The following is a 26,093-nucleotide window of genomic DNA, read 5'->3' on the forward strand; positions in this document are numbered from 1 at the left end:
TTTTCAATAAAATAATTTTCATCTTCTAGAATTTAGATAATTAATTACTAAAATAGGCTATCTTTATAAAAAAAATAAAGTTAGGAAAATTGAATTTTTTTTGCATTTCTTCGTATAATAATAACCTAGATTGGTTAAATAATTATGATAATCCACACTTAATTTACGATAAAACTTGGGATGGAGGTTACAAAGATAACGATAGTAAAATAAGAATACCGCCATCAAATTTAAAAGAAAAATATCCTAGATTCAATGTAGTTAGAGGCAATTATAAAGGTTATAATGTGACTGATTATTTAACATTTATAATTGATAATTATTATTCACTTCCAGATATAACAGTTTTCCTGAAAGGTAATACAATCGGTAGGCATGTTAGGGAAGAAGTTTTCAAAAGATTAGTAAATAATAAATACTTTACTTGTATTGAAGACTGGGGAAATTACGACTTAAAACAAAGATCTTTGAGTAATGGTTATGCGATGATTTCCTGTGAAGGAGGTTGGATGGAAAAGAATACAAGCTGGTACCTTCGACATCACAAACATCCTACAAAATATTTTTTAAGTTATAACAAATTTTTATCATATACTTTTAATAACCCAGTTTTCCCAAAATATATAAGATTTCCACCAGGTGGTTGTTTTGTAGTACCAAAGGATTACATTATTAAATATAATAAAAATTTTTATAAAAACTTAAAGTTATTTGCTGAGCATTCAAGAGTATCTGGGGAGGGGCAACTTATAGAGAGAGCTTTGTATACTATTTGGAATTGTAATTTCGATGTTTCAGAAAAAATGCAGAGACCTTTTGATGAAAAAAGTTTTACCTTTCCTCCTCATAAATTAAGAATTTTTTATAACTTTTTAAGTAAATTCAAATCAATTATTAATTAAGAGTAGTTAATGATTTTTTTATTTAAAATATTTTTCATATTTAAGTTTATATAAAATTTGAATTAAACTTTTAAAATATTTATTAAATAATTCATATAAGATTGATAATAATAACCTATCAAATTTAATTAATATACGAAGATAAAATATAGTTAAAAAACTCTTTTTTTTATATTTATGCTTATTTATTAAATATTCTAATTCTTTCTTTAGTTTTATTTTAGTAGATTTATCTTTATCTAATAGCAATGAACTGAACTGTTTTTCATGAATCTCATTTACTATGAAAACATTTTTAATATATTGCGGTTTACCTAATTTTTCAAATAAAGAGAAATAATAATCTACGTCTAATCTCATCCAAGATTTTTTATCAAATAAAATTTTTTTGTTATTTCTTAAGGCTATTGCACTTGGTGAGCCAATAGTATTAACTTCCAAAATATTTTCTTGAAAATAAGGTATTAATGGTTTATGAATTTTTTTTGAGGCTTGGTCGTAATGTAAAGAATTCATTACTGCCCAGTTTTTATCATTCAACATTAATTGTAAATTTATTTTGAATAAAGAATATTTATCAAAGAAAAAATCATCTGAAAAAAGAATCTTTATCCATTCTCCAGAGCAATTTTGCATAGCGTTATTAATATTACCTTGAATAAATCCTCCAATATTTTCTGCATTATATATATTTATCATCTTGGCCTTCAAGAAAGGGTCAGTGTTTAATCTATTAAAGATATTTTGAGTGCTAATAATAACCTCATAACTTTTAAAAGTTTGTTTTTTCACAGAATTTATACATCTATACAATTGATTTATAGAATTTTCATCTCTGTAGTAAAAAGGTATTGCTATAGAAAAAAATGGCTTTGAGATCACTTTTGGTTCATACGATCAGATATCCATGTTTTTGGAGTTAGATCTGAAATTATCTCAACAGGAATATGTCTATTAAACTTGGATACCCCTCTTTTTTCAATATATTGAACCATAGATTTTAATCCATCCTCTAAATTAACTTTAGTTCCATAATCGAGTATCTTTCTCGCTTTATTTGAGGAGCAAACAGCATGTTTTACTTCTTGAGGTCGTGCAGGTAAAAATTTTGGGGCACCATTAAAATTAGTTAATTCGCAAATTTTCTCTGAAAGTTGATTTATCGTTATAACTTCCTCATCTGGACCTACATTAATAACATTTCCAAGAGGTTCGTCATCTAAGCAAGCTGTCATTAAACAACTTAATACATCTTGTATAAAAGAAAAGCACCTTGTCTGCATACCATCCCCATAAATAATTGGAGGCAAACCTTGTAAGCATCTGTTAATCATAATTGATGCTACATTTCTGTAGGGATCATCATATTTTTGTCTTGGGCCAATAATATTATGTGGAACTAAAGTTACATATTCTATTGAATGAACTTCAGCAAGGCATTCTAATGTTTGTTCAGCAGCATACTTTGCTATGCCATATGGATCTTGTGGTTTAGGAGTCATATCTTCAGTAAATGGGATTTGAATTGCTCCATATCTTGCCATTGATGAACAATTAACTATTCTTTTAACTCCACTTGCTATTGCAGCGCTAAAAACAGAGATAGAAGCCTCATAAATATTTGAGGTGACAAAACTTGGAGAAAAAACACTTAAACCCTCATAGGCGGTAGCAGCGGTATGGACAAGGATATCTGGTTTAAAATCATTTAGGATTGTTTTTATTTGTTCACTCCTACAATCGAAAGGAAAGAAAATCGCATCCTTGGGAACATTATCCTCGTAACCTCCTATTAAATTATCATTTCCTGCTACTTCATAACCTTGATGCAGGAATTCATCTGCAACATGAGATCCTAAAAAGCCTGCTATTCCTGTTATAAATACTTTCTTCATTAATAAATTTTTTTTATTTTATTCATTATAAAACAAGCTACAAACAAAATAAAAATTCAAAAGAATCCTTAATTTAAAATTTCTTCCATTCGGGGCAGTATATCTCTTTAAAAATAAAGTTATCTGTCACAAAAATTTGAGATTCAATATCTAATCTTTTATTTAAAAATTTAGAAAAGATTGCACCCCAATAATAAAATGTACTGTTATTGAAAATATGATGTTTGCAATGGGCTTGAGAGGCAAGTCTTGCCCAAGATCCCCTAAAACCTTCATCATGCGAAATAATATAAAAAGGTGAGTTGAATTTTAATTTATCAGTAAATTGATTTTCTTCCTGAACAAAGACAAAAAAAGTTGGATTTTCAACTGATTTTTCAAAATTTCTTATAACCTTGTTAAATATTTCAGGACTTTTAAACTTTGAACTTTTTGAAGCATGAATATTAGGATTCTTAGATTCCTCGTAAAATCTTACACACAAAGCAACAGAATTTTTGCATGAATCAATACGATCTATCAGTTCTTTGAATTTACTTTCTTTATTTATAATTAAATTTGATTTAACTAAGTTATAGATATTAATTAAGTTTGAATTTATTAATCTATAGTCTTGAAAATACCCATTATAAATAACTAGATTACTTTTTTGAATTTTATTTTGTTCTTGATTATCATCTATTATTTTGATCTTAAATAAATGATTTATATTAGGAAAAAGTTTTTCAAAGATAAGAAAAATAGCAGAAAATAAGCATAAAAAAGTAGGATTTTTAAATTTACTTTTCTTTAATTCTTTGATTTCTAATTTTCTTTTATATTTAAAATCAAATAGGAAACCTGTATTAATGTCTATTTTAATATGATTATTTTTAGTATAAAGTTCATAAAATTTGGCAAGTTGACAAAGTTGATTTCCTAAACCTCCTTTTAAGATAATAATTTTCATACAAATTTATCTTTAAGTCCGCCATAAACATCTTCAAAAATATTAGTTAATGATTTTGTAATTTGCCAATTAGGATAATCTCTTTTAATTTTTGTAAGATCGCTATAGTAGCATATATGATCGCCTATCCTTTCATTAGGATCATAATCATAAACCATTTCATTTCCTGATAAAGATTCAATCATATTAAATGCTTCAAGAATAGAAATGCTGTTATCAAAACCTCCTCCAATATTATAAACAGCTGCTAATTTAGGATTTCTGGAAAATAAATAAATAAAATTTGCGACATCAAAAGAATGGATATTATCTCTAACTTGTTTTCCTTTATAACCAAAAATTGTATACTTCTTATGCAATAAGTTGCACCTTATTAAGTAGTTCAAAAATCCATGTAACTTTACTCCAGAATGAGATGGGCCAGTAAGACAGCCTCCTCTCAGGCAACATGTTGGAATTTTAAAATATCTGCCGTATTCCTGAACTAGTAAATCTGAAGATAATTTTGAAACTCCAAATAATGAATGAGTAGATTGATCTATAGTTAAATTTTCATTAATCCCTTTTTTAAAAAATTTATTTTTATACTCCCAACGTGTCTCCTCTTCTGTAAGTTTAATTTTATTAGGAGTATCACCATAAACTTTATTTGTAGAGAGATGAATAAAGGGCGATTCAGAACAATATTTTCTTGTAGCCTCAAGAAGATTCAAAGTTCCCATAGCATTCACTTCATAATCTAAGAATGGTATTTCAGCAGCCTTATCATGAGAGGGTTGTGCAGCAGTATGAACGATTATATTAGGTTTCTTGTCTTTAATTAATTCATCAATTAATTTTCTATTTCTTATATCAATATTATGACTCTTAAAAGAACTAAATTTATTTTCTAATCTTTTTAAATTAATTTTTGTACTTCCCTGACTTCCAAAGAAGATTTCTCTCATATTATTATCTACACCAATAACTTTAAATCCCTTTTCACAAAAGAAATTAACTACTTCACCCCCTATTAATCCTGAAGAACCAGTCACTAAAATTGAATCTTGTTTCAAAATTTTTTAAAATTTATAAATTTCACTATAAGGTTTTACAAGACTTTTTATGTCTATAGTAACTTGATAAGAATATTTTTAAACAACTCCTAATAAAGTTTTTTATTTTTTAAGATTAAAAAATAGGCTATATTAAATCTAAGAATGATGTTTTACTTAGTAAAAAAATAGTTTTAATAATTTTAGGAATGATAGCTTTTATACCAATTGATAAATTCATCTAATCCTTTTTCTATAGAGGTTTCTGGATAAAAATTAATCCATTTTTGCAATTCTGAAGTGTCAGCAAAAGTTTCTATGACATCACCTTTTTGAATAGGTAGATATTCTTTGATAGCCTCAAAACCTAATTTACTCTCTAATGTTTTAATGAAATCCATTAATTGAATAGGATTACCATTACCTATATTGAAAATTTTAAATGGAGCTGATTTTTCTAAATAAGAAGAAGATTTATTATCTAAGACTGGCTTAAAACAGCATCTAAATAATCCTTCTATTACATCATCAATATATGTAAAATCTCTTCTCATTTTTCCGTAGTTATATATTTTGATAGTTTTATTTAAAAGCATAGACTCTAGAAAAATATATGGAGCCATATCTGGTCTACCCCATGGGCCGTAAACAGTAAAAAATCTTAGTCCTATTGTGGGAAGCTTATAAAGGTGACTATATGAATAAGCAAGTAATTCATTTGATTTTTTTGTTGCAGCGTAGAGGCTGACTGGTTTATCTACAAATTGATCTTCCTTAAATGGTAAATCTCTACTTTCGCCATATACGGAACTACTTGATGCAAAGATAAAGTTTTTAATACTAATCTTTCTTAATGATTCCAGAATATTTCCAAATCCTATTAAATTACTTTGAAAATAGGCATTAGGATTATCAATCGAATATCTGACTCCAGCCTGCGCAGCCAAGTGAACAACTATATCTGGTTTTTCTTTAACAAAAATACTTTCAAGAAGAGATTTATCTTCTAGTGAACATTTATAGAAAGTAAATTTACCTTTAAATTTAGATGAAATTAGTTCAATATTTCTTAGTCTAGATTCTTTTAAAGATTTATCATAATAATTATTCATATTATCTAAGCCTACTATCTTATTCCCATTCTTAAGTAGTCTTTTTACTAAAGCTGATCCTATAAAACCAGCAACACCAGTTACTAGAAAAGATGATTTATCATTTAACATTTATATTGACTAATTTTAATTTTTATCCCCCCAAATATTATAATATTAACTACATAATGTTTACGGAATTGTAAAACGGCTTAAAAGAAAATCTGCAATTATTTTTTTTTTCTTAATCGAGAAATTAATTTTTTTGTTAAAAATAAAATAAAATAAAATAAAAGCCATTTAATTTTTATAAACTTTAAATTCTTCAATAATTATGAGAAAAAAAAACAAAAAAGCTCTAATAACAGGAGTAACTGGACAAGATGGTAGTTATTTAAGTGAATTTCTTTTAGAAAAAGGTTATGAAGTTCATGGTATAAAAAGAAGATCAAGTAGTTTTAATACTGGAAGGATAGATCATCTTTATCAAGATCCTCATGAAGAAAATGTAAATTTCATTTTGCATTATGGCGACCTTACAGATAGTACAAATTTAATAAGAATTATAAAAGAAGTTGAGCCAGACGAAATCTATAATTTAGGTGCACAAAGTCATGTAGCTGTAAGTTTTGAAACTCCTGAATACACTGCAAACAGTGATGCATTAGGAACTTTAAGAATTCTTGAGGCCATAAGAATACTTGGATTATCAAAGAAAACCAAACTTTATCAAGCCAGTACCAGTGAATTATATGGAAAAGTTCAAATGAGTCCTCAAGATGAAAATACTCCTTTTTATCCAAGAAGTCCCTACGGAGTAGCCAAATTGTATGCATATTGGATAGTTGTTAACTATAGAGAAGCTTATGGTATTTTTGCCTGTAATGGTATTTTGTTTAATCATGAAAGTCCAAGAAGAGGAGAAACTTTCGCGACTAGAAAAATAACTAGGGGGCTCTCTAGAATAGATTCTGGTTTAGATGAATGCTTGCATATGGGAAATTTAAACGCCAAAAGAGATTGGGGTCATGCAAAAGATTATGTAGCTATGCAGTGGTTAATGCTTCAACAAAAAGAAGCTAAAGATTATGTTATTTCTACTGGAAGAATGGAAACCATAAGAAAGTTTATTGAATTAACAGCAAAACAACTAGGTTGGAACAAAAATAAAAATGAACCTGCAATACTTTGGGAAGGTGAAGGAGTAAATGAAATAGGAAGAAGAGCAGATAATAATAAAATTGTAATTAGAGTTGATCCAAAATATTTTAGGCCCACAGAAGTTGAAGAACTAAGAGGAGACTCATCAAATGCGTACAAAGATATGGGATGGAAACCAAAAATTACATTGGAGGAAATGATTATGGAAATGGTGGAGACGGATAAAAAAGAAGTTCAAAAAGATTTATAAATAAAATCTATATCCTAATAATTTACAAAATTTTTTTCTTAAAATTTAATAACCATTAACGTTATTTTTTTTCCAGTTCCATCCATCAACGCACATTTCCTCTATAGATTTTTGCGGTTTCCAGTTTAATAAAGAACTTGACAAAGAATTATCCGCGACTATTTCTGCGATATCTCCAGCTCTTCGAGAGCTAAATTTATAATCAACCTTTATATTATTGATCCTTGAAAAAGTCTCAATAAGTTGAAGAACAGTTGTGCCAAAACCTGTTCCGATATTCATCTTAAGAATATTAGATTTATTATGTATTAAATACTCTAAAGTTTTTAGATGTCCTTCTGCTACATCAGAAACGTGCACAAAGTCTCTAATACACGTTCCATCAATAGTATTCCAATCAGAACCAAAAATATTTAATTTATGATTATTATCTATAGCAGCGTTACATATTAATGGGAATAAGTTATTTGGAGTTCCAAGAGGGTTTTCACCTATTAAAGAAGAGGGGTGAGCTCCAATAGGATTAAAATATCTTAAACAAGCTATTTTCCAAAGATTTTGATTTTCATTATATAAATCGCTTAATAATTTCTCAATTGTTAGCTTTGTATTACCGTAAGGATTTGAGGGATTTAGATAAGAATTTTCTTTTATTGGTGATATTGCTTCTTTGCCATACACGGTCGCACTACTACTAAAAACCAATATGTTGCAATTATATTTTTTCATTACGCTCACAAGATTAATTGATGAAAACATATTTTCATACCAATAAAGTAGAGGATTAATAACTGATTCATTTACAGCTTTTAATCCCGCAAAATGGATTACACCTTCAATAGGTTTGCCAAGCTTCTTCGCATTAGAAAATATATTCTCTATAAATCCTTTATCTTTCAAATCGCCTTTAAAGACTTTTAAATTTTTTGCCAATTTTGAATTATATAAATTACAAATTGAAGAAATTCTATTAATAACTTTTGGAGAACTATTGACAAATGAATCCACCAAGTAAACCTCATAATTATTTTTTAATAGTTTTATACACGTATGACTACCTATAAAACCAGCACCTCCAGTTATTAAAATTCTTTGCATAAAATTATTATTATTAAAATATATAATAATATTCAATTTCAAATTATTTATTAAATTATTAAAAATTATTTTTTATTTATAAACTTATATTTAATATTTAATTAGCAATTTTTATAATTTTTTAGGTTGAGAAATATAAATTTTTATTTCTTTTAAATAAAATTCTTAATTTAATAATCTTAAAATTTTTATATGTGATTTAATCCTATAATTTCATGAATAAAGATATTTCTTATGATGATAAAATATTAATTGCAGGAGCCTCAGGATTAGCGGGTAATGCAATATTAAGATCTTTAAAAAAATCTGGATATGGAAGAGAAGAAATAGGTGGAAAATTATTTTATCCAAGTAGAAGTGAATTAAATTATCTTTATAGAGAAGAAGTAAATGATTGGTTTAAAAAAAACCAACCAGATGTGGTGATCATTGCTGCCGCTAAAGTAGGAGGTATTTTCGCAAATGATTCATTCCCTGCTGACTTTTTATTAGAAAATTTAAAAATTCAAACTAATTTAATTGAGATCTCTTGGGAAAGCAAAGTCAAAAAATTACTATTTTTGGGAAGTAATTGTATCTATCCAAAGTTTTCTCATCAACCTATGAAAGAGGAATCATTATTAACAGGTGAACTTGAAAGCACAAACCAATGGTACGCAATTGCAAAAATTGCTGGAATAAAACTATGTGAATCTTTAATAAAGCAACATGGTTTTAACGCAATAAGTATAATGCCAGCTAATCTTTACGGTCCAATGGATAATTTCCATCCAACTAATAGCCACGTTTTACCAGCATTAATAAGACGTTTTTATGAAGCAAAAAAAAATTCTGTTAAGGAAGTTATCTGTTGGGGCAGTGGGTCTCCTAGAAGAGATTTTTTACATGTTGATGATCTAGGAGATGCTTCTGTTTTCCTTCTTGAGAATTGGTCGACTTTTGCAGAGAACGCTCCAAAAAGTTTAAATGGAGAAAGAATTTCATATCTTAACGTTGGATCAGGATCTGATATATCTATCAAAGAATTGGCTATTTTAATTGCTAAGAAGACTGGTTATAAAGGTAAGATAATATGGGATAAATCAAAGCCTGATGGGCATCCTATTAAAAGAGTTGATATTGACAAAATTTCAAGTCTAGGTTGGTCTCCAAATATCACTCTAGAAGATGGTATTATGTCTACTGTTGAGTATTTTAAAACTTCAATAGAAGAAAGTAAATTTCTAAGACTCTAAATTATTTATCAAGCACACGTTAACCATAAATATTAAATGAAAAGTAATTCAATTAAAGAAGAGGAAATATTAATAGGGAATGATGATATTCTTTACAAAGATTTAGCTCTTTTTTTTATACGAAATTCTAGAAAGTTTATTTATATTTTAAGTATAGGGTTAAGTATAAGTTTAATTTATGCTCTTAGGCTGAAAAATGTATGGCAAGGTGAATTCCAGATAGTTCTTGAAAATGAAGAAAGCCCAATAAATAATGTTTTCCAATCTGCTAATAATAATTTTGATTTTATTTTGGATAAAAAGACATCCTCCAAACTTGATACTGAAGTTGAGATTCTTAAAAGTTCTTCAATACTTATGCCTATATATAAAAAATCAATACTTAGAGATGAGAATCATCCGAATAATAATAAACCAATATCATTTAGGGATTGGAAAAGTAACTTAAAAGTTGAGCTTGAAAAGGGTACCAGTGTACTGCAAATAAAATACAAAAATATAAATAGGAAATCTATACTTCCTATTTTGAATGATATTTCAGAAGTGTACCAAAAGTATTCGAAAGTAAATATGGACCAAAAGCTTTCAAGGGGTAAAAAATACCTTAAGAATCAAATAAAAATTTATAGGGAAAAAAGCAATATTTCTTATGAAAATTCTCAGAGATTCGCATTAGAAAATGACCTTAAAGTTGTAAATAATCCTCCCCTAGACTTCTCATCAAAGCTTAATAAACCTTTTTCATCTAACAACTTGAATGTTCAAGATAAGACTACTCAAGCAGCTATTCAGAAACGATTGCTTTATCAATTAGCTGAATATTTTAAAAAAGAAGATACTGATAATGAAAAGTTATCATATCTAGCTTCTACTTATGAATTAGTTGATAAATCTACTCTTGACGAATTAAAGATTCTAGATAACAAAATAAGTGCTTCAAAAGCAATATTTACAGATAATTATTCTAAAATTAAACAATTATATAGACAAAAAGAAGTCATATTGGAGAATATAAAAAAAGCATCCTTAAAAGTGATATTAGCCAAGATTGACGCAGCAGATATAATGATCAAATCAAATGAAAGGGAGGATGGAGTCTATGTAAAATTTAATAGATTAAATAATGAATATATAAGAGATAGTTATACTTTAATCGATTTAGAATCTCAATTAAGATTACTTAATCTTGAAAAAGCAAAAGAAAAAGAACCATATAAGTTAATAACAGAACCTACTCTTCTGGATCAAAAAGTTGGTCCTTTAAGATCCAATATATTAATAATTCATAGTTTATTTTTGTTATTTTTTTCAATCTTATATATATATATTGAAGAGAAATATAAAAACTATGTTTACTCTTCAAAAGAGTTTGAAAATTTAATTCCATATAATTTACTTGAGAAAATACCTTCTAATCTTTCGGAAGACTGGAACGAATATTTAGACTCAATTTCTAAGATATTTTTTAAAAATACTAACAAAATAGAATTAATAAAATTAGGAGATATTGATAATAAATTATTAGATTTTTTATTATCAAAACTCCAGAAGAATAATCCAGAGAAAGAATTTAAAATAGTAAATAATATTTCTAAAATCAATACTAAAAGTACTCAATTACTTTTAATTCAATCTGGGAGAGTTACAAGAGATGATATTGCAAACTTTAAAAGAAGAATTAATTTTGTTGAATTTAGTTTAATAGGTTGGATATTATTTGAAGAAACTATATCTTTTAATCAAGTTAAGTTAAAGAATTAGATTTATGTTAAAAATTTTAAATTTCAATAAAAAAAACTTTCTATTTTTTCTAATTACAACTCTTTTATTTTCACAATCAGAAATCAACAAAGTTTATTCAGATGTCAAAAATGATCAGAATTCGATAGATGTTGAATATTTAGAAAAAATAAATGATGATTTTTATATTTTAGATGAAGGTGATCTTTTAGGAATACAAATTATAGATCTTATAGAAGAACTTGAAAAAATACAAGTGGTTATTGATTCTCAAGGTAATATAGTAGTTCCAGAGATAGGAAGGGTTTTTGTATCTGGTCTAACAATAAATGAATTAGAAAATTTATTAAATAAGAAACTGCTTAAAATAATAAGAGAACCTGATGTTAAAATTTCTGTAATTGCTCCAAAACCCCTAAAGGTATCAATAAGAGGCGAAGTAAAAAATCCAGGTATGTATACCTTTTTCTATGGCGATCCACAAGTTGATAATGATAAAGCAAATTATAGCAAAATAGGCTTTACCCCAACAGTATTTAATGCTATCCAAAAAGCTGGGGGTATTTCTCCATTCTCCGATTTAACAAATATAGAAGTTATCAGACAAAATCCTATATCAAATGGAGGAGGTCAAATAAAAACGAAATTGAATCTTCTTAAAGTTCTTACTACTGGCGATAAATCGCAAAATATAAAATTAAAGAATAATGATAATATTTATGTTGCCAAAGGAGATGAAAAGATAACCTTTAAGATAAAAGAGGCTTTAAAAAGTAATATAAATTCTCCATTTATAAATGTTTATATATCTGGCGATGTAAGAAATGCAGGACCACTTAATTTAAAAAGAGATACAGATTTAAACACAGCCATAATAATTTCAGGAGGACAAGGGTTTTTCAAAGGTAACGTAACCTTAAGTAGGTTTACAAGTGATGGAGGTTATTCAAACAAAACATTCAGATTCAATAGAAATAATAAAAGAGGCTCAAAAAAGAATCCCTATTTAAAGGAGGGCGATATTATTTTTGTTGGAAAACATTCTCTTAAAGTAGTTAATGAAATTGTTACTGATTTAACGAGACCATTTGTAGGTATTTATTCAACTTATAAGATATTTGATTTTTAAATTAAGTTTGACTTACAAGCATAGAAGCCATCATACAGGTAATAATTGAAAAAAAATAAAATATAAATATTATTTTTTTATAATTAAATCCTTTATCTCTTAAAACATGATGAAAATGAATTTTATCAGGATAAAATGGTGAAAACCCATTAATAATTCTTGTAAAAATAACTCTTACCATATCTATTAAGGGAATAAATAATAAAAAAACAATGGCAACCAAATTCACTATGCCTGGTAAATTTTGAGTATTTGAGGAAGATGAATATATTATTGAAAGTGATGCTAAAGAAAATCCTAATAAATAAGAACCAGAATCACCCATAATAATGGAGGCTGGATGAGAGTTAAATCTTAGAAAAGCAGCGCATGATCCTATTAAAGAAAAAGCCAGAAATATATATGATGGTGATATTATAAATGTCATTGTTGTTAAACTGATAATCGAAATACCACCAGCTAAGCCATCTAGGCCATCAATCCAATTCAAAGCATTTACAATTCCCACAATAAAAATAGAGGTGAAGATAATGCTTATAAAATCTGAAAATATTAGATTGTTATAACTATTGCCAAAAATATCCAAGGAAATTCCATTTATTCTCAACCCCTGACTCCAAATCAAAAAGGTAAAGGCAAATTGAATAAATAATCTTAAAAATGGATCAATATTTTCTAGTAAATCCTCTGCTAATCCAATTAGAAAAAAAATTATAGATCCTATTATTATGGTAAAAAATAATTTACTATCTAAAATTGAATCTCCATCTAATTTAGAAATTATAAAGAAAACTGAATTAGATATTATAAATCCAGAAAATATCGATACACCTCCTAATCTTACTATTGGAATCTTATGATCTTTTCTATCATTTGGAATGTCCAATAAACCCTTTTTTATCGAGAAATTCCTAATAAATGGGGTTAAAATATATGTGACTATAAAAGAAGAAAGGCTGCCTAATATTAAAATCAATATAAAATTCATCAAAATATTTATTGCATTAATTATTAATTTACCACTTAAAATTTATCTTAATTGTATATTATTAAATTTTAAATATAAATTATGCAATAATATTCTTTAGAGTAAACAAATAATATGAGTTTTAAGTCTAGTTATATTTACGTATTTATAATAATTGCATCTATTATTTTAGTAAGAGAAAATTTTGATTTCACCACAGGTGATAGAGATGCTTACTTTTACTTAACCGGTTGGAATAGTGTAAGAAATATAATTACTGGTTTTATATTCAAAAATTTAAACATTTTTGGAGAAATTTTATTCTCATTTCTATACTATAAAAATGTTTTTAAATTATCATCACTATTATTCTTATCTACAAAATTAAAAAATTATTTCAATTCAAAATTAGTATATTTTTCAATACTACTTTGTCTTTTTGCTCCCGTTACATTAGTTTTCACTAGTTTTGCAGGAAAAGATATTATAAGCATCTTTTTAGCATCCGAATTATGTATAGAAATAGCAAATTACAATTATCAAAAAAAGTCATATAGATTAAATATTTTAAAAATATCTAAATTTATAATTTGCACAATTTTATTATTTATTATGAGAAAATTAACGGGATTTTTCTTGTTAATTTTATTACTTAATTTTATTATTTTATTTAATAAAAATAAGTTTAAAAATTTATCATTAATATTATTTCCAATTTCAATAATTGTTCTTTTTTATAATTGGGATTTTATATACCAAGTTTTGAACGAAGAGTTGTATTATCAATGGATGGCCTCCTATACTGATAATGCTACTTTTAGTTCAACGAATCCAGATTTTAATTTAGATAGTTTTTTTAAAAATTCTTATCAAATGATTACAGGGATATCAATAATTCATTTTAGTGAATCTTTTACCAAAGCTTCATTTCTTCTATTTAATAGTTTTTCAACATTTATATTCACTATTGGATTAAGTCTTAATTACTTTCTAAAAAATTTAAAGATTAGGAATTTATTTTTTTTCAAAGCATTTTTCTTAATATCATTTTTTATACTTAATGGTTTCTTATCTCAAAATAATCCAGGAGGAGCGATTAGATATATGTCATCTACTATCCCCATATATACAACATTTATATTTGCAGTATTACCTGAGTAAGATTTAAATTTTTTGTTTTTTAATATCATTTTCATACCAAGAATTTATTTCTAGAAGAAGTTGTTTGTGATTTTTTGCAAACCTTGTTGAAAATCTGTAATTTTCTTTATTTATAAGCCACCTGTGCATAACACCACTTGTAAAGGCGCACATCATGTCGCTAGGTTGGTCTCCTATAAAAATATCTTCTTTTGTTCTTAAATCATTATCTATCATTCCAGTTTTTGGCTTTCTACATTTACAGTTGCAGCTGGGTGTATGAGGACAAAATCTTATCTCAATGGCTAAATTATTCAATCTAAATTTTTCTTTTATAACATTATTAAGTTGATCAAACTCCTCAAATGAATAATATCCTCTTCCTATTCCAGACTGATTAGTTACCAAGATAAACTTATAATCGAATCCTTTTAAAATTTTTAAAATTTCTATAATCTCTGAGTGCCAAAAAAACCTTTCTAAAGTACCTACATATGGTAAGTGATGATTTATAACTCCATCTCTATCTAAATAACAAATAGGCATATTTCGAATTAATTAGATATTGTTTTAACTATTTTTTCTGATAAGGCTAAACAAGACGTAAAAGCAGGACTTACAGCATTCACAATATTTATTGATGATTCATCAATATCATACATAAAGTCATCTACTAATTTATTTCGCTGTTTATCATAAAGTTGTGGTCTAATTCCATAATTTTTTTTAGACATGAACATATTCTCGATACTGTTATCAGAAAAATCTAGAAATTTAGCAGTTTCTTTTTTGAATTTATTTAGGACGGAAAAACTTAATTCATTTAAAGCATGTTTTCTATAATTTTGTGCATTAGATAAAAATAATTTTGAATGATAAAAAAGATTTGGGAATAGTGAAATTAAGTCACTTAATTCTTTTCCTTGTACATCTTTGTTGAAAACAGGAATAGCATTAGGTCCAATAAGTATATTGCCATCGTTAAGGGGTGTGATATGAATACCTAAGAAAGGAAGATTTGGATCAGGCACAGGATAAATATTAGTTTTCAAGTAATTTTTTCTTGGTATAATTCCATATTGTCCAAGTATTGGCAAAACAATGAGATTTCCATATAATTTTTTTTTATTTTCAGCAAGTTTCAGAGCGCCAGGTCCTGCACAATTAAATAAAAAACTATATTTTAAATTGTTATTTCTCTTTGTTTTAATAGATAATCTCTCGAAATCTATTTCATCTACACTATCCAACAAAAACTTTGCTCCTGAATCAATTAATTTCCTATAAAAAAAATTTAATACTTTTTCCGGATCAAAAACACTTGTCTTGGGTGACCAAAGATATTTATTTAATTTCCTAATTTGAGGTTGAATTTTTGAGGCTTCTTGATGATCTATTATTTTTACAGTTCTTCCACAATCTGTGGCATTTAAAAATAAATTATCTAGGTTTTCTTCATCTCTTTTACTAAAAGGTACTATTAACTTTCCACAATTGAGGACAGGCAAATTATTATCTTTGCATAATTTAAATAAAATCTCACCTCCTTTTATGCATAAATTAGATTTATCTGAACCTTTGGGATAATAAAGTCCTGCATGAAGTACCCCACTATTTCTTAAAGAAGTACCTTTTGTTGGGGTATTATATTTATCAATTATGACAATGTCTTTTGCTGTCTTATATTTTTCTAGAAGTTTATAAGCAATACTTAAACCTACACATCCAGCTCCTATTATTACCTTCATCTCAATTCACTAACTAAATCATAAATTAATTATAGCTTCCAATAATAAAAGGTATTTCTTTTTGTGCTCTTATAAAAGATTCTTTTATGCCTATATCGATAAAAGGTGTGTTTGATTCTAAACAATACCCATTAATTGGTTCTAAACCCAAACAATCATTATCATTCAGAAGTGGGAATTTCTCAAATTTACTAAATTCTTTAAAATTGAATTCAGAACTTGTCGATAATTGCCACCTATTAATTAATTCAGAATTAGATATAAAGTAGGCCCCTAATGAAATATGTTCAGCAAGGTTATTTGAAAGAATAAATTTTCCATTTTCAATTTTATATCCTCCATATCTATCGTTATGATCTGTTTTCTTTAATATCAATAAAGGGAGCTCGTTTTTTGCTAAAAAAACTTCATATATGGATTTCAAATCAGCCTTAAAAATTGTATCTCCATTTAAAATTAGATAATTATCAGAAGGATAGTCAAGAGCTGCTTTGCAAACAGCGCCAAAAGTACCATAAGCTTGAGAATCTACTGTAAAGTTACAATTAATCCTATGCTTTTCAATAAAATTTAAAATTGGAGCATAGTTATAATGAACTGAAAAAATAAGCTGAGAATTATCAATAGTTAGGACTGGATCTAACCATTTTAAAAAATATTCAATAAAAGGGATTTGATTTATTGGAGCTAGAATCTTAGGTGTATTTCCAATACTAGATTTAATTCTTGTCCCAAAGCCTCCACATAAAATAATTACTTTTAGTTTTTTAGACATTATTTATAATATTCGCTAACCAACTTATTTCGTTGTTATCTAAATCTGGAAAATTGCCTATATACATTCCATAAAAATGAACATGGTCTGTAATTGGAAAAAGGTTCTTTATTTGATCTTCTGAAATATTTTTAAATGCTTTTACATAAGGCTGTCTAATTTGATTTCCACCGCCAGCACTTCCAATTCTATATTCAATCAATTTCTCATCAAATTTTTTACATAGTTTACTGAAAAGTACCTTATCAGGATCTTTAAGTATAAGATTAAAAGCATAATTACTTTGTCCCTCTAAATTGAAATCTTTAAAAACCCAATTAGGCATAAGTTCTAAAAACTTTTCAAAATTTTCAGCTCTTTTTATTTTTATTTGATCCAAGCGTTTAAGTTGATTTCTTCCGATAATTGCGCCTATCTCATTATTTCTTACATTGAATGCTGGACGTGTAAATATAAATTTTGGATTTAAATCCCTGTGTTTTAAAACGAATTCATTTTTTAAAACTTGATTAGTCGACTCTCTTAACATCCCATGGCTTCTTAACATTCTTAGAGTCTGGTAAAAAGATTCATTATTTGTGCAAATCATTCCTCCCTCAATAGTGCTCATATGATGGGCATAGTAAAAAGAGAAGCAAGAGAGGTCACCAAAAGCTCCTGCTTTTTGACCATTTGGTAAACGTACTCCATGAGATTCACAAACATCTTCTATTAAAAAAATGTTATTTTCTTTAATGTAATTAATTAGATCTTGTTCTAAAGCATTCAAACCCTGAGCATGAGTTATAAAAATAGCAACAATTTCTTTATCTTTTTTAAGCTGATCAATAACCTGACTTGAATCCAAACCAAGAGTTTCTAATTTTATATCCACAAAAAGAGGTTCAAAGCCCATCCAAATTAATGAAGAAATATCTGAACTCCAGGTAAAAGGGGGCACAACAATTTTTCCACCACTAGGGAATAGTTCTTTCAATAATGCTAAACAAAGAAGATTTGCAGAAGAGCCACTATTTACAAATACGCTATATTCACAGCCAAGCCATTCACTCCACTCTTGCTCAAACTTAAGAACTTCAGGACCAGAAGTTAACTTTGGCTCATCCTTACTTAGAAGATCTATAACTGGAATTAGGTCTTCTTTCAGAATATTATTTCTCATCAAAGGATAATTCATACTTTTTCTAAAGTATTACAAATAGAATGATACATGATCTGGGTTACAGTTTGAATTATTGAAGTTTCAACAGATGGGATTCTAAAAATCTTCTTAACAAAATCATGCTCAGGACATCTTTCACCAGAAATCAATACTGTTTTAATATCTAAACTATTTGAAAGTTTTAAGGCATTTAGAACGTTCTCACTTTTACCTGAGGTACTTAAACCAATCGACAACCCAACTGCGGGATAAAGTGCTTCAATTTGACGACTAAAAATAGAGCTGAATTCAAAATCATTAGACCATGCAGTAGTAAAAGAAGTATCAGTAGTAAGTGCAATGCTTTTATAAGGCTTTCTATCTTTTCTTAGATATGTTCCAATAAGCTCAGCTGAAAAATGTTGAGCATCTGCAGCAGATCCTCCGTTTCCATATATTACGACAATTTTGTTGTCAGAATTGGAAGAAATAATATCTTCAGATAATTCATCAATTATCTCATAGAAGTCATTTGAACTAGAAATTATACCAATGGTATTTTTTAATCTCTCTAAATAATTAAAATTTTCTGATTTTTTCATTGATCACAAAAGATTATTTGACTTCCTGAGGAGCTAAATTTTACATCTACCCAAGTTTTTATTTTTGCAGAATTTTTTATTGATTCATGGCTGGACTTCGGTGCCCAGCAAATAAAGAATCCCCCACCACCTGCACCCATAAACCTAGTACATAGTGATCCAGAAGATTCAGTATCAAAAATTATTTTATTAATTTTATCAATATTCCTATCACCGTTCAATTGTAATTTAATATCCCTTATTTTTTTTGTTGTTAAGGCATGTTGATCAATACTTTCTTGGGCTGAAAAGAAGTCTATCCCTTGAGAATTCAAATTGGCTAATTCTAAAAACATATCATTTTTCTCTTCTTCTGAAATTGAAGCTACTACATTTTTTGCTGCGACCTGAGAGTTCCTTGATATTCCATCAAATCCCATTAATAAATTATCTTCCAGGTAGCTCAGGTAATCAGGATTAATGATAAATCTTCTAGGCCTAATACTTTGTTTATCAGCCTCTATAAGAATTAAACCTCCAAATGCTGAAGCACACTGATCTTGTATACCTACAACTTCATTCAAGACATTCTGTTCAAAGTCAATAGCTTCAAGAGCTAACTCTGTTCGACCAATATATTTATTATTTATTGCTCTCATTGAGTTTATTAAGCCTACAGTAAAAGCAGATGAACTTCCTATGCCACTTCGAGCTGGTAAATCACCTGTATATGATATTTCACAAGGATAATTATTAGAGTATTTTCTTATAATTTCTCTTGCAGAAGGATGCTGAATATCATCAATACTGTTAGCACTCTCAATTTTTGAATAACAAATCCTATATTTATAATCAAAGAAAGTAGGGATTCTTCTTACTGACTGATAACAATAATAATCTAATCCAGCACATATGATTTTCGTGGAATTCTTTTGATACCAGCCTTTATAATCTAAAGATCCTCCATAAAAAGATAATCTATAAGGTGTTCTAGATATAAACATCAAAAAGTTTTCCTAACTGTTTTTATCATATCGCAAATAATTTATTTATAATCAGAATATATTGCTTGTTTGTATTTGAAAAATATTTATCAAGGTTATCTTTAGAGTTATCAATTAAAGTTCTTCTTAATGAAGAATCAATTATGAGATCTTTTATTTTGTCTAAAATTTGTTTTGGATTATTTTTTTCTACAATTAGTGCAGTCTTATAATTTTCATAAAAATCTACATAACCAGGATTCTTAGTAGTAATAACAGGAACTCCGCAAGCTGCAGCCTCTAAATAGATTCTTGGTAAACCCTCGCCATAAACAGTTGGATGAACTATACATAATGAAGTGTCATATATTTTTCTAACATCTAATGAATATGGCACTATTAAGAGGCATTTCTTTATTATTTCATTTTTATTAATAAGTTTATTAATTTTACGAATATCTTTCGAAGGTACTACTACCCTAAATTTGATTAATTGATCTGGGATAATATCTTTAAAAATCAAATTATAAATATAAACCAAAGCCAGGAAATCGTTTATTCCCTTAAGATTATTTAACCTACTTATCATAGTAATGTATTGTTTATTGACATCAATTTCATACTTTGGATTGAATTTAAAAAAGTTTTTATTAATTCCGGTTCCTGGCAAAATTGAAATATTTGACGGTATGTTTATGCCTTTATTCAAAAAATATATTAAATCAGAACTATTTAGAACTATCGTATGATCAAAAAAGAAATTATGTAAAATTAAATAAGCTTTTTCAAAAAATCTTCTAGCAATTCTTTCACAAATTGACCTTGATGAAAAAATCCTTCCAAGTCCATCATAATTTGCAATTTTTAGATTACATTTATAAAAAAATAATGGAGAATACAAAATGCACTTAATAGTATAGGAAAGTAAGATGTTGTAGAAATTAGTATTTAATTTATAGTTTTTTAGTTTAGAGACTTTAATCTCAGATAGATTAAGTTTTTCTGTAACTTCTTTTTTTTCGCAATTTGATAAGTAATTCTCTTTTAAATATACGAATTCAACACAAAATCCATTTCCTATAAATTCTTTTGCTAATTCATATTTGAAATTCCATAAAAACCATAAAGTATTAGCGAAAAATATTATCTTCTTTTTTTTATTAGTATTAACCAATTTCTAGTAAATATATAGTTTTATTTAATTAGACATTTGAAAATTGATTCTTCTTTAATAAAGGCAAAGCTTTTATCAATTCACTTACTCCTTGTTCAACTGATCTACTAGCTTTAAAACCAGAGGTTTCTATTTTTTCATTACTTACAATATAGTTCCTTTTATCTACATCCTCTCCTATCTCAGAAATAAGATAAACAAATTTGGGTAATTGTTTTTGTATTAATTGACATAATTCCCTTTTTGATAGATTTGCCTTGCTATACCCTAAATTAAAAGTGTTACCTTTTAATTGTTGATTATTCATTGCGAAAATGAAGCCATCCACGGCATCATCAATATGCAAGTAGTTTCTCTTGAAATCTGCCTCGAATAAAACTACCGCCTTATCAAAATATGCTCTATAGGTAAAATCATTTACTAATAAATCTAACCTTGGCCTTGGACTTACTCCAAATACTGTGGCTAATCTAAAGGTGATTGCATTCCCCTTATCTAAAAGTACTTTTTCAGCTTGAACCTTCATTTTTCCATAAAGAGAGATAGGGTTTAACTCAGATTCCTCATTACAAAAAATGCCCTCTTGCCCAATACCATAACCACTATTGGTACATGGATATATTATGAGTTGATTAGGGGAAGATAATTTAGAACATAAAACTACAGAATCAAAATTGACAGTTTTTGCAGCAATTTTATCTTTATCACAAAGCGGCGCTCCAGTCATACAAGCCAGTGGAATAATTACGTCAGATTCTTTTATTAGAGGAGCCATTAAGGCTTCATCTCTTGCATCGCCAATAATTATTTTACATTTTGGATGTATTGAAGGAATTATGAGACTTGTTCTTTCATACATTAAATTATCAACACAAGTTACTTCATGCCCCCCTTCCAAAAGTTTAGGAATTAACTTTGATCCGATATAACCTGCAGCTCCTGTTATTAATATTTTTGCCATGAATGAGTTTTGAATATTTATCTTAAGAATAAAACGACATTTAAACAAAAAGTTTAATTTTTTACTTTATAAGACAATCTTAAACAATTTTCATAAACATCTTTCTTATATAAAGGTTTAGACTTCCAAGTTTCAATCGCATTTTTTCTTAGAAATAAATACTTATCATGATTTCTTGAAATTTCTAGAATTTTTCTCGTTGATAATTCATCAATAATAATAGAATTGAAATTATCTTTACAATAATTCTTTATATTTCCTACATCAGTAACTATTGGAACTAGTCCAAGTTGCATAGACTCTAAAACTGAAATAGCCATGCCCTCTGAGAAACTACTTTGAATGAAAAATGAGGAATCTTGAGCAAAATTTTTTATTTTATCAAAACTCATTTCTTTATATATTTTTACATTGTTTTCTAGACCTAATTCAATTATATATTTCTTTAAATTCAAATAATCGCCATCATCGGGACCAATTATTATAAATTTACTATTCTTTATTTGTTTATATATTGAATAGAAAATATCTATTGACCTGCTTATATTTTTAATTCGATGTAATCTTCCCCAATATATAAAATTTGTTTTAACTGAATTAAATGGTAATGGTTTTTCCTTATTCAAAATCAAACTAATTACCTTTTTAGTTTTTCCCTTATTTATAAAGATAAAAGAATTCAATCTATTTCTAAGAGTACTTTCAGAATCAGCCCAGATTTCAAATGCTGTAATTGCTAATAAATTATTAAATAAATAATCTATAAAGTTTAGATTTGAACTATGAAGAAATAAAATTATTTTAACTTCTGGCTTTAAAATTTTAATAAAAATGCCAACAATACAGCTCTTCCATAAGGAAATTATTAATACATCAGGAGAACAATTTACTATTTTAAGTACTGAAGAAAAAGAGTCTCTAAGGAAATCTAAAAAATCTAATAATTTAGATTTATAATTTCTAGATTTTTTTGAAATATATAATAAGGAAAAGCAAATATTTCCCTTTGAAATATTTTCCGTAGTTTTTGCTGCGCATTCTACTCCCCCCATACAATCTAAGGGTAAAAGATGAATAAAACGAATTAGTTTATTTTTCAAAAAATCTCAAGAAATTTTAATTAGCGTATTATAGATTATTTATTATTTATTGTTGACAAATTATTATCCTTAAAATAATTCAAAATATGACAATAAAAAGAAGTTGTATCAATACATCCATTACTTTTTTCATTATATATTTTTATATCATAAGGATCATTAGATATAAATATACCTTTTGGAAAATGGTACCCAGTACCAAGATCTCTTTCAACAAAGGAAAATCCAAAATTACTAAGACCGTAAGTAATATTATTATATTTTAATTTATTTGTTTTACTTAAAACTTTTGAAGAGTTTAAAGTGAAGTTTATTGTGTTGTTTACTGGTTCATATCTTTCAATAAATAATTTGCAATCATCAAGATCTGTAAGAGAAGCAAATGAACTTCTAAGATTTTTCAAGGCTAATTTATTTTTACATTCAACATTTATATCCGGATGCATTGAAGGAACAAATTTATAATTTGTTTTTTCTAGACCCATCAAATTAAGCAAGTCATCCTCTGAATCTAGAGTGATTTCAGGTATATACTCGCCCCAATTTATTGCTTTTTGCCCTAAGGCAGACACTACCCAAATTTTACCTCCTCTATTATTTTGAAAATCTAGCAATAAGCCTATTTGATAATCAGCTATATTAAGTGCGATATCAAGCGATGCTGCATTAAAAGAATCTCTTAAATATTTGTTCTTATTTTCTTTGAAATCCTCTGGGAAAGAATCTTTCCAATATCTATGCATTATGCCGGCAACATGATTTGAAAAAAAAGTAGAGAATTGAGGCTTATGCTTTTTTAAAAGTTTAAAATATACATCAAATCCAAGAATAGGCTGAATTAAAGATCTTCTACTTTTAAATTTTGTGTTTAATATTTCCAGAAAAACATGGCTGAAAATTTTATATAAAGTTTGAATTGAAAACATTCCATTTAAAATGAGTTTTAAAAATTTTCTTATATCCCTATATTCAATTCCTCTTGTATGAGCTTTGTTCCTCATAGTAAGAGCAAGATTAAAAGTTTGAAAATCCTCTAAATACTTTGGATATGCATTTGGATAAGGAGCAAAGGTATCTGGCAAAAAGAATTTTACATTTTTTCCTTTGAGAGGAGGGAAAGATTGAAGAGATCCAAAAATACCTATTGAGAAGCCTTCTTCTTTAAGCTTTTGCCATATCGGTGGAAATTTAGTTGCTTTTGAAATATCTTGATTTAAGAATTTTATTTTATGTTTTTGTGAATTAACCCCCCTATGAAAAGTAGGCCAAGAACTCCAAGGATGGAGTTCACCCGCATCACTTGTGAAAGTTTCTGAATATCCATCCTTTCTACAAAGTTTTGCCAAGTTACTTCTAGGATATTTATATATGTAATGCTCTAGAACTTTTTTAGGTATTTCATTTAATTCGTAGATTATTAAACTTTTGTTATTTTCATTTTTCATATCAAAATTTAGAAATTCAATAAATTTCTTTGTGTAATATTAACTTAATCATAAATTAATAACAAATTTTGAGTGATTTGTTTTAATTAAAAATTTGAAAAATTATTAAAATTCAGTTTTTTAAATAAAAAGTACTTGTTATTTTTAACTTTAAAGGTCAAAATTATAAAAAAGAAAAAATAATAATTTAAATGAAGGCAGTAATTTTAGCTGGAGGATTAGGGACAAGGCTAAGTGAAGAGACTCAAATAAAACCAAAACCAATGGTCGAAATCGGAGATAGGCCAATTCTTTGGCACATAATGAAAATCTTTAGTACATATAACGTTAATGAATTTATCATTTGTTGTGGATACAAAGGCTATGTAATAAAGGAATATTTTGCGAACTATTCTATGCATTCAAGCGATATAACATTTGACATGTCATTAAATACAATAAAAGTACACAAAAAGAATGTTGAGCCATGGAAAATAACCCTTGTTGATACAGGCAAACTTACAATGACTGGGGGTAGATTAAGAAAGATTAAGGATTTCTTGAACAATGAAACATTTTTCATGACATATGGTGATGGCGTAGCGAATATAAATATTGATGAACTTTTAAAATTTCATAAAACAAATAAAAAGAAAGCTACGCTTACTGCTGTTAAACCTCCTTCAAGATTTGGAGCTCTTGAAATTAATGAAAATAATCTTGTTTCCCAATTTAAAGAAAAACCAATAGGTGAAAAAGCATGGATTAACGGAGGTTTTTTTGTTTTAGAACCTCAAGCCTTAGATGATATATCTGGAGAAGACTCAGTTTGGGAAAGAGAACCATTAGAAAAATTAGCTAAAAGTTTACAAATTAGTGCCTATAAACATGATGGATTCTGGCAACCAATGGATACATTAAGAGATCTCATTTATTTAAATGAATTGTGGAGCTCAAATTCAGCTCCCTGGAAGATTTGGTAAATGGTACGCAAAATTACATTTTGGGAAAATAAAAAAGTATTTATAACTGGCAATACTGGTTTTAAAGGGACTTGGTTGACAATTTTATTATTAGAATTGGGGGCAAAAATAAAAGGATATTCTCTAGATGAAGAAAAAGATTCATTATTTAATAAAGTATCTAAACAATTAAAAAATCAAATAGAAAATGTTAAGGGCGATATTAGAGATTATGATCTTCTTAAAAAAGAAATATCTGTTTTTGGACCAGAAATAATCATTCATTTAGCTGCACAACCATTAGTTATAGAGAGCTATAAAAATCCACTCCAAACTTGGGATACAAATTTGATGGGTACCTTAAATTTATTAGAAGCAATAACTAATACGAAGTTCTCAGGTACCGCATTAATAATTACAACTGATAAGGTTTATTGGAATAATAATTCAAATCAACAATTTAAAGAAGATGATTTTCTTGGAGGGTATGACCCTTATAGTGCGTCTAAAGCAGCTACAGAGATTGCAGTTGCAAGTTGGCGTTTATCTTTTCTGGATAAGAACTCTATAAAATTAGCCACGGCAAGAGCTGGGAATGTAATTGGCGGTGGAGATTGGGCAAAGAACAGAATAATCCCTGATGCAATTATCAA

25 protein-coding genes are annotated in these 26,093 nt (G+C 27.4%); 8 read left to right on the forward strand and 17 right to left on the reverse strand.

The window, feature by feature from the left end:
• The first annotated feature begins 89 nt into the window (after positions 1 to 89).
• Positions 90 to 902, forward strand: a complete 813-nt coding sequence (locus tag EU92_RS07530; protein WP_032512987.1) for a DUF3431 domain-containing protein — start codon at positions 90 to 92, stop codon at positions 900 to 902.
• An 18-nt stretch (positions 903 to 920) separates the two neighbouring features.
• Here the strand turns inward: EU92_RS07530 and EU92_RS07525 are convergent, their stop codons facing one another.
• From EU92_RS07525 to EU92_RS07505, 5 genes are all read right to left on the reverse strand, one after another.
• Positions 921 to 1,784 (reverse strand): glycosyltransferase family 2 protein, encoded by an 864-nt coding sequence (locus tag EU92_RS07525; RefSeq protein ID WP_032523508.1) that lies wholly within the window; start codon positions 1,782 to 1,784, stop codon positions 921 to 923.
• Positions 1,781 to 2,797: an NAD-dependent epimerase/dehydratase family protein gene (locus EU92_RS07520; RefSeq protein ID WP_032512989.1), complete on the reverse strand. Its 1,017-nt coding sequence runs from the start codon at positions 2,795 to 2,797 to the stop codon at positions 1,781 to 1,783. Before EU92_RS07520 ends, EU92_RS07525 begins: the two co-directional genes overlap by 4 nt.
• A gap of 73 nt (positions 2,798 to 2,870) precedes the next feature.
• Positions 2,871 to 3,746, reverse strand: a complete 876-nt coding sequence (locus EU92_RS07515; RefSeq protein ID WP_032512990.1) for a hypothetical protein — start codon at positions 3,744 to 3,746, stop codon at positions 2,871 to 2,873.
• Complete coding sequence (locus EU92_RS07510) at positions 3,743 to 4,801, reverse strand: NAD-dependent epimerase/dehydratase family protein (RefSeq protein WP_032512991.1); 1,059 nt, start codon at positions 4,799 to 4,801, stop codon at positions 3,743 to 3,745. The genes EU92_RS07515 and EU92_RS07510 overlap by 4 nt, the downstream gene beginning before the upstream one ends.
• A gap of 182 nt (positions 4,802 to 4,983) precedes the next feature.
• Positions 4,984 to 6,003, reverse strand: a complete 1,020-nt coding sequence (locus EU92_RS07505) for an NAD-dependent epimerase/dehydratase family protein (protein ID WP_032512992.1) — start codon at positions 6,001 to 6,003, stop codon at positions 4,984 to 4,986.
• Between the two features lie 202 nt (positions 6,004 to 6,205).
• Here EU92_RS07505 and gmd point away from each other — a divergent pair, with 202 nt between their 5' ends.
• Complete coding sequence (gene gmd / locus EU92_RS07500) at positions 6,206 to 7,282, forward strand: GDP-mannose 4,6-dehydratase (RefSeq protein ID WP_032512994.1); 1,077 nt, start codon at positions 6,206 to 6,208, stop codon at positions 7,280 to 7,282.
• A gap of 45 nt (positions 7,283 to 7,327) precedes the next feature.
• On the opposite strand, the gene galE is transcribed toward gmd, so the two are convergent.
• Positions 7,328 to 8,380, reverse strand: a complete 1,053-nt coding sequence (galE, locus tag EU92_RS07495) for a UDP-glucose 4-epimerase GalE (protein ID WP_032512995.1) — start codon at positions 8,378 to 8,380, stop codon at positions 7,328 to 7,330.
• Between the two features lie 215 nt (positions 8,381 to 8,595).
• Between galE and EU92_RS07490 the strand changes: the two genes are divergently transcribed.
• From EU92_RS07490 to EU92_RS07480, 3 genes are read left to right on the forward strand one after another with little or no spacing between them, the layout of a single operon-like run.
• Positions 8,596 to 9,615, forward strand: coding sequence for a GDP-L-fucose synthase family protein (locus EU92_RS07490; protein WP_032512996.1), 1,020 nt, complete (start codon positions 8,596 to 8,598; stop codon positions 9,613 to 9,615).
• Between the two features lie 36 nt (positions 9,616 to 9,651).
• Positions 9,652 to 11,376 (forward strand): hypothetical protein, encoded by a 1,725-nt coding sequence (locus EU92_RS07485; protein ID WP_032512997.1) that lies wholly within the window; start codon positions 9,652 to 9,654, stop codon positions 11,374 to 11,376.
• A gap of 4 nt (positions 11,377 to 11,380) precedes the next feature.
• Complete coding sequence (locus EU92_RS07480; RefSeq protein ID WP_032512998.1) at positions 11,381 to 12,484, forward strand: polysaccharide biosynthesis/export family protein; 1,104 nt, start codon at positions 11,381 to 11,383, stop codon at positions 12,482 to 12,484.
• 1 nt (position 12,485) lies between these two features.
• On the opposite strand, the gene EU92_RS07475 is transcribed toward EU92_RS07480, so the two are convergent.
• Positions 12,486 to 13,370, reverse strand: coding sequence for an MraY family glycosyltransferase (locus EU92_RS07475; protein WP_193741717.1), 885 nt, complete (start codon positions 13,368 to 13,370; stop codon positions 12,486 to 12,488).
• An 870-nt stretch (positions 13,371 to 14,240) separates the two neighbouring features.
• On the opposite strand from EU92_RS07475, the gene EU92_RS09690 reads away from it, so the two are divergent.
• The gene (locus EU92_RS09690; RefSeq protein WP_158457714.1) at positions 14,241 to 14,612 is read left to right on the forward strand and encodes a hypothetical protein; all 372 of its coding nucleotides are present in this window, start codon (positions 14,241 to 14,243) and stop codon (positions 14,610 to 14,612) included.
• Positions 14,613 to 14,615: 3 nt separating this feature from the next.
• Here EU92_RS09690 and EU92_RS07465 read toward each other — a convergent pair whose 3' ends face one another.
• Genes EU92_RS07465 through EU92_RS07420 form a run of 10 tightly spaced genes read right to left on the reverse strand, consistent with a single transcriptional unit; the run spans position 14,616 to position 24,499 of the window.
• Positions 14,616 to 15,137 carry an HAD-IIIA family hydrolase gene (locus EU92_RS07465; RefSeq protein ID WP_052045049.1) on the reverse strand — a complete coding sequence of 174 codons (522 nt, stop codon included), beginning with the start codon at positions 15,135 to 15,137 and terminating at the stop codon, positions 14,616 to 14,618.
• Between the two features lie 8 nt (positions 15,138 to 15,145).
• A complete protein-coding gene (locus EU92_RS07460; RefSeq protein ID WP_032513001.1) occupies positions 15,146 to 16,339 on the reverse strand; it encodes an NAD(P)/FAD-dependent oxidoreductase in 1,194 nt (397 codons plus the stop codon).
• Positions 16,340 to 16,364: 25 nt separating this feature from the next.
• Entirely contained in the window at positions 16,365 to 17,114 is a 750-nt protein-coding gene (locus tag EU92_RS07455) for a sugar phosphate nucleotidyltransferase (RefSeq protein WP_032513002.1), read from the reverse strand.
• Positions 17,107 to 18,276: a DegT/DnrJ/EryC1/StrS family aminotransferase gene (locus EU92_RS07450; RefSeq protein ID WP_032513178.1), complete on the reverse strand. Its 1,170-nt coding sequence runs from the start codon at positions 18,274 to 18,276 to the stop codon at positions 17,107 to 17,109. Before EU92_RS07450 ends, EU92_RS07455 begins: the two co-directional genes overlap by 8 nt.
• 11 nt (positions 18,277 to 18,287) lie before the next feature.
• Positions 18,288 to 18,857, reverse strand: a complete 570-nt coding sequence (locus tag EU92_RS07445) for a D-sedoheptulose-7-phosphate isomerase (protein ID WP_032513003.1) — start codon at positions 18,855 to 18,857, stop codon at positions 18,288 to 18,290.
• On the reverse strand, positions 18,854 to 19,840 hold the full coding sequence (locus EU92_RS07440; protein ID WP_032513005.1) for a hypothetical protein: 987 nt from the start codon (positions 19,838 to 19,840) through the stop codon (positions 18,854 to 18,856). Before EU92_RS07440 ends, EU92_RS07445 begins: the two co-directional genes overlap by 4 nt.
• Positions 19,841 to 19,865: 25 nt before the next feature.
• Positions 19,866 to 20,993, reverse strand: a complete 1,128-nt coding sequence (locus EU92_RS07435; protein ID WP_032513006.1) for a glycosyltransferase — start codon at positions 20,991 to 20,993, stop codon at positions 19,866 to 19,868.
• A gap of 28 nt (positions 20,994 to 21,021) precedes the next feature.
• Positions 21,022 to 21,954: an NAD-dependent epimerase/dehydratase gene (locus tag EU92_RS07430; RefSeq protein ID WP_032513007.1), complete on the reverse strand. Its 933-nt coding sequence runs from the start codon at positions 21,952 to 21,954 to the stop codon at positions 21,022 to 21,024.
• Positions 21,955 to 22,007: 53 nt separating this feature from the next.
• Positions 22,008 to 23,054, reverse strand: coding sequence for a glycosyltransferase (locus EU92_RS07425; protein ID WP_158457715.1), 1,047 nt, complete (start codon positions 23,052 to 23,054; stop codon positions 22,008 to 22,010).
• Between the two features lie 35 nt (positions 23,055 to 23,089).
• Positions 23,090 to 24,499: a hypothetical protein gene (locus tag EU92_RS07420; protein WP_032513009.1), complete on the reverse strand. Its 1,410-nt coding sequence runs from the start codon at positions 24,497 to 24,499 to the stop codon at positions 23,090 to 23,092.
• A gap of 191 nt (positions 24,500 to 24,690) precedes the next feature.
• Between EU92_RS07420 and rfbF the strand changes: the two genes are divergently transcribed.
• Positions 24,691 to 25,461, forward strand: a complete 771-nt coding sequence (rfbF, locus tag EU92_RS07415; protein ID WP_032513010.1) for a glucose-1-phosphate cytidylyltransferase — start codon at positions 24,691 to 24,693, stop codon at positions 25,459 to 25,461.
• On the forward strand, positions 25,462 to 26,093 hold a 632-nt coding region (gene rfbG / locus EU92_RS0108755), incomplete at its 3' end, for a CDP-glucose 4,6-dehydratase (RefSeq protein ID WP_032523509.1).

Source organism: Prochlorococcus marinus str. MIT 9107 (assembly GCF_000759855.1).
Classification (GTDB): domain Bacteria; phylum Cyanobacteriota; class Cyanobacteriia; order PCC-6307; family Cyanobiaceae; genus Prochlorococcus_A; species Prochlorococcus_A marinus_N.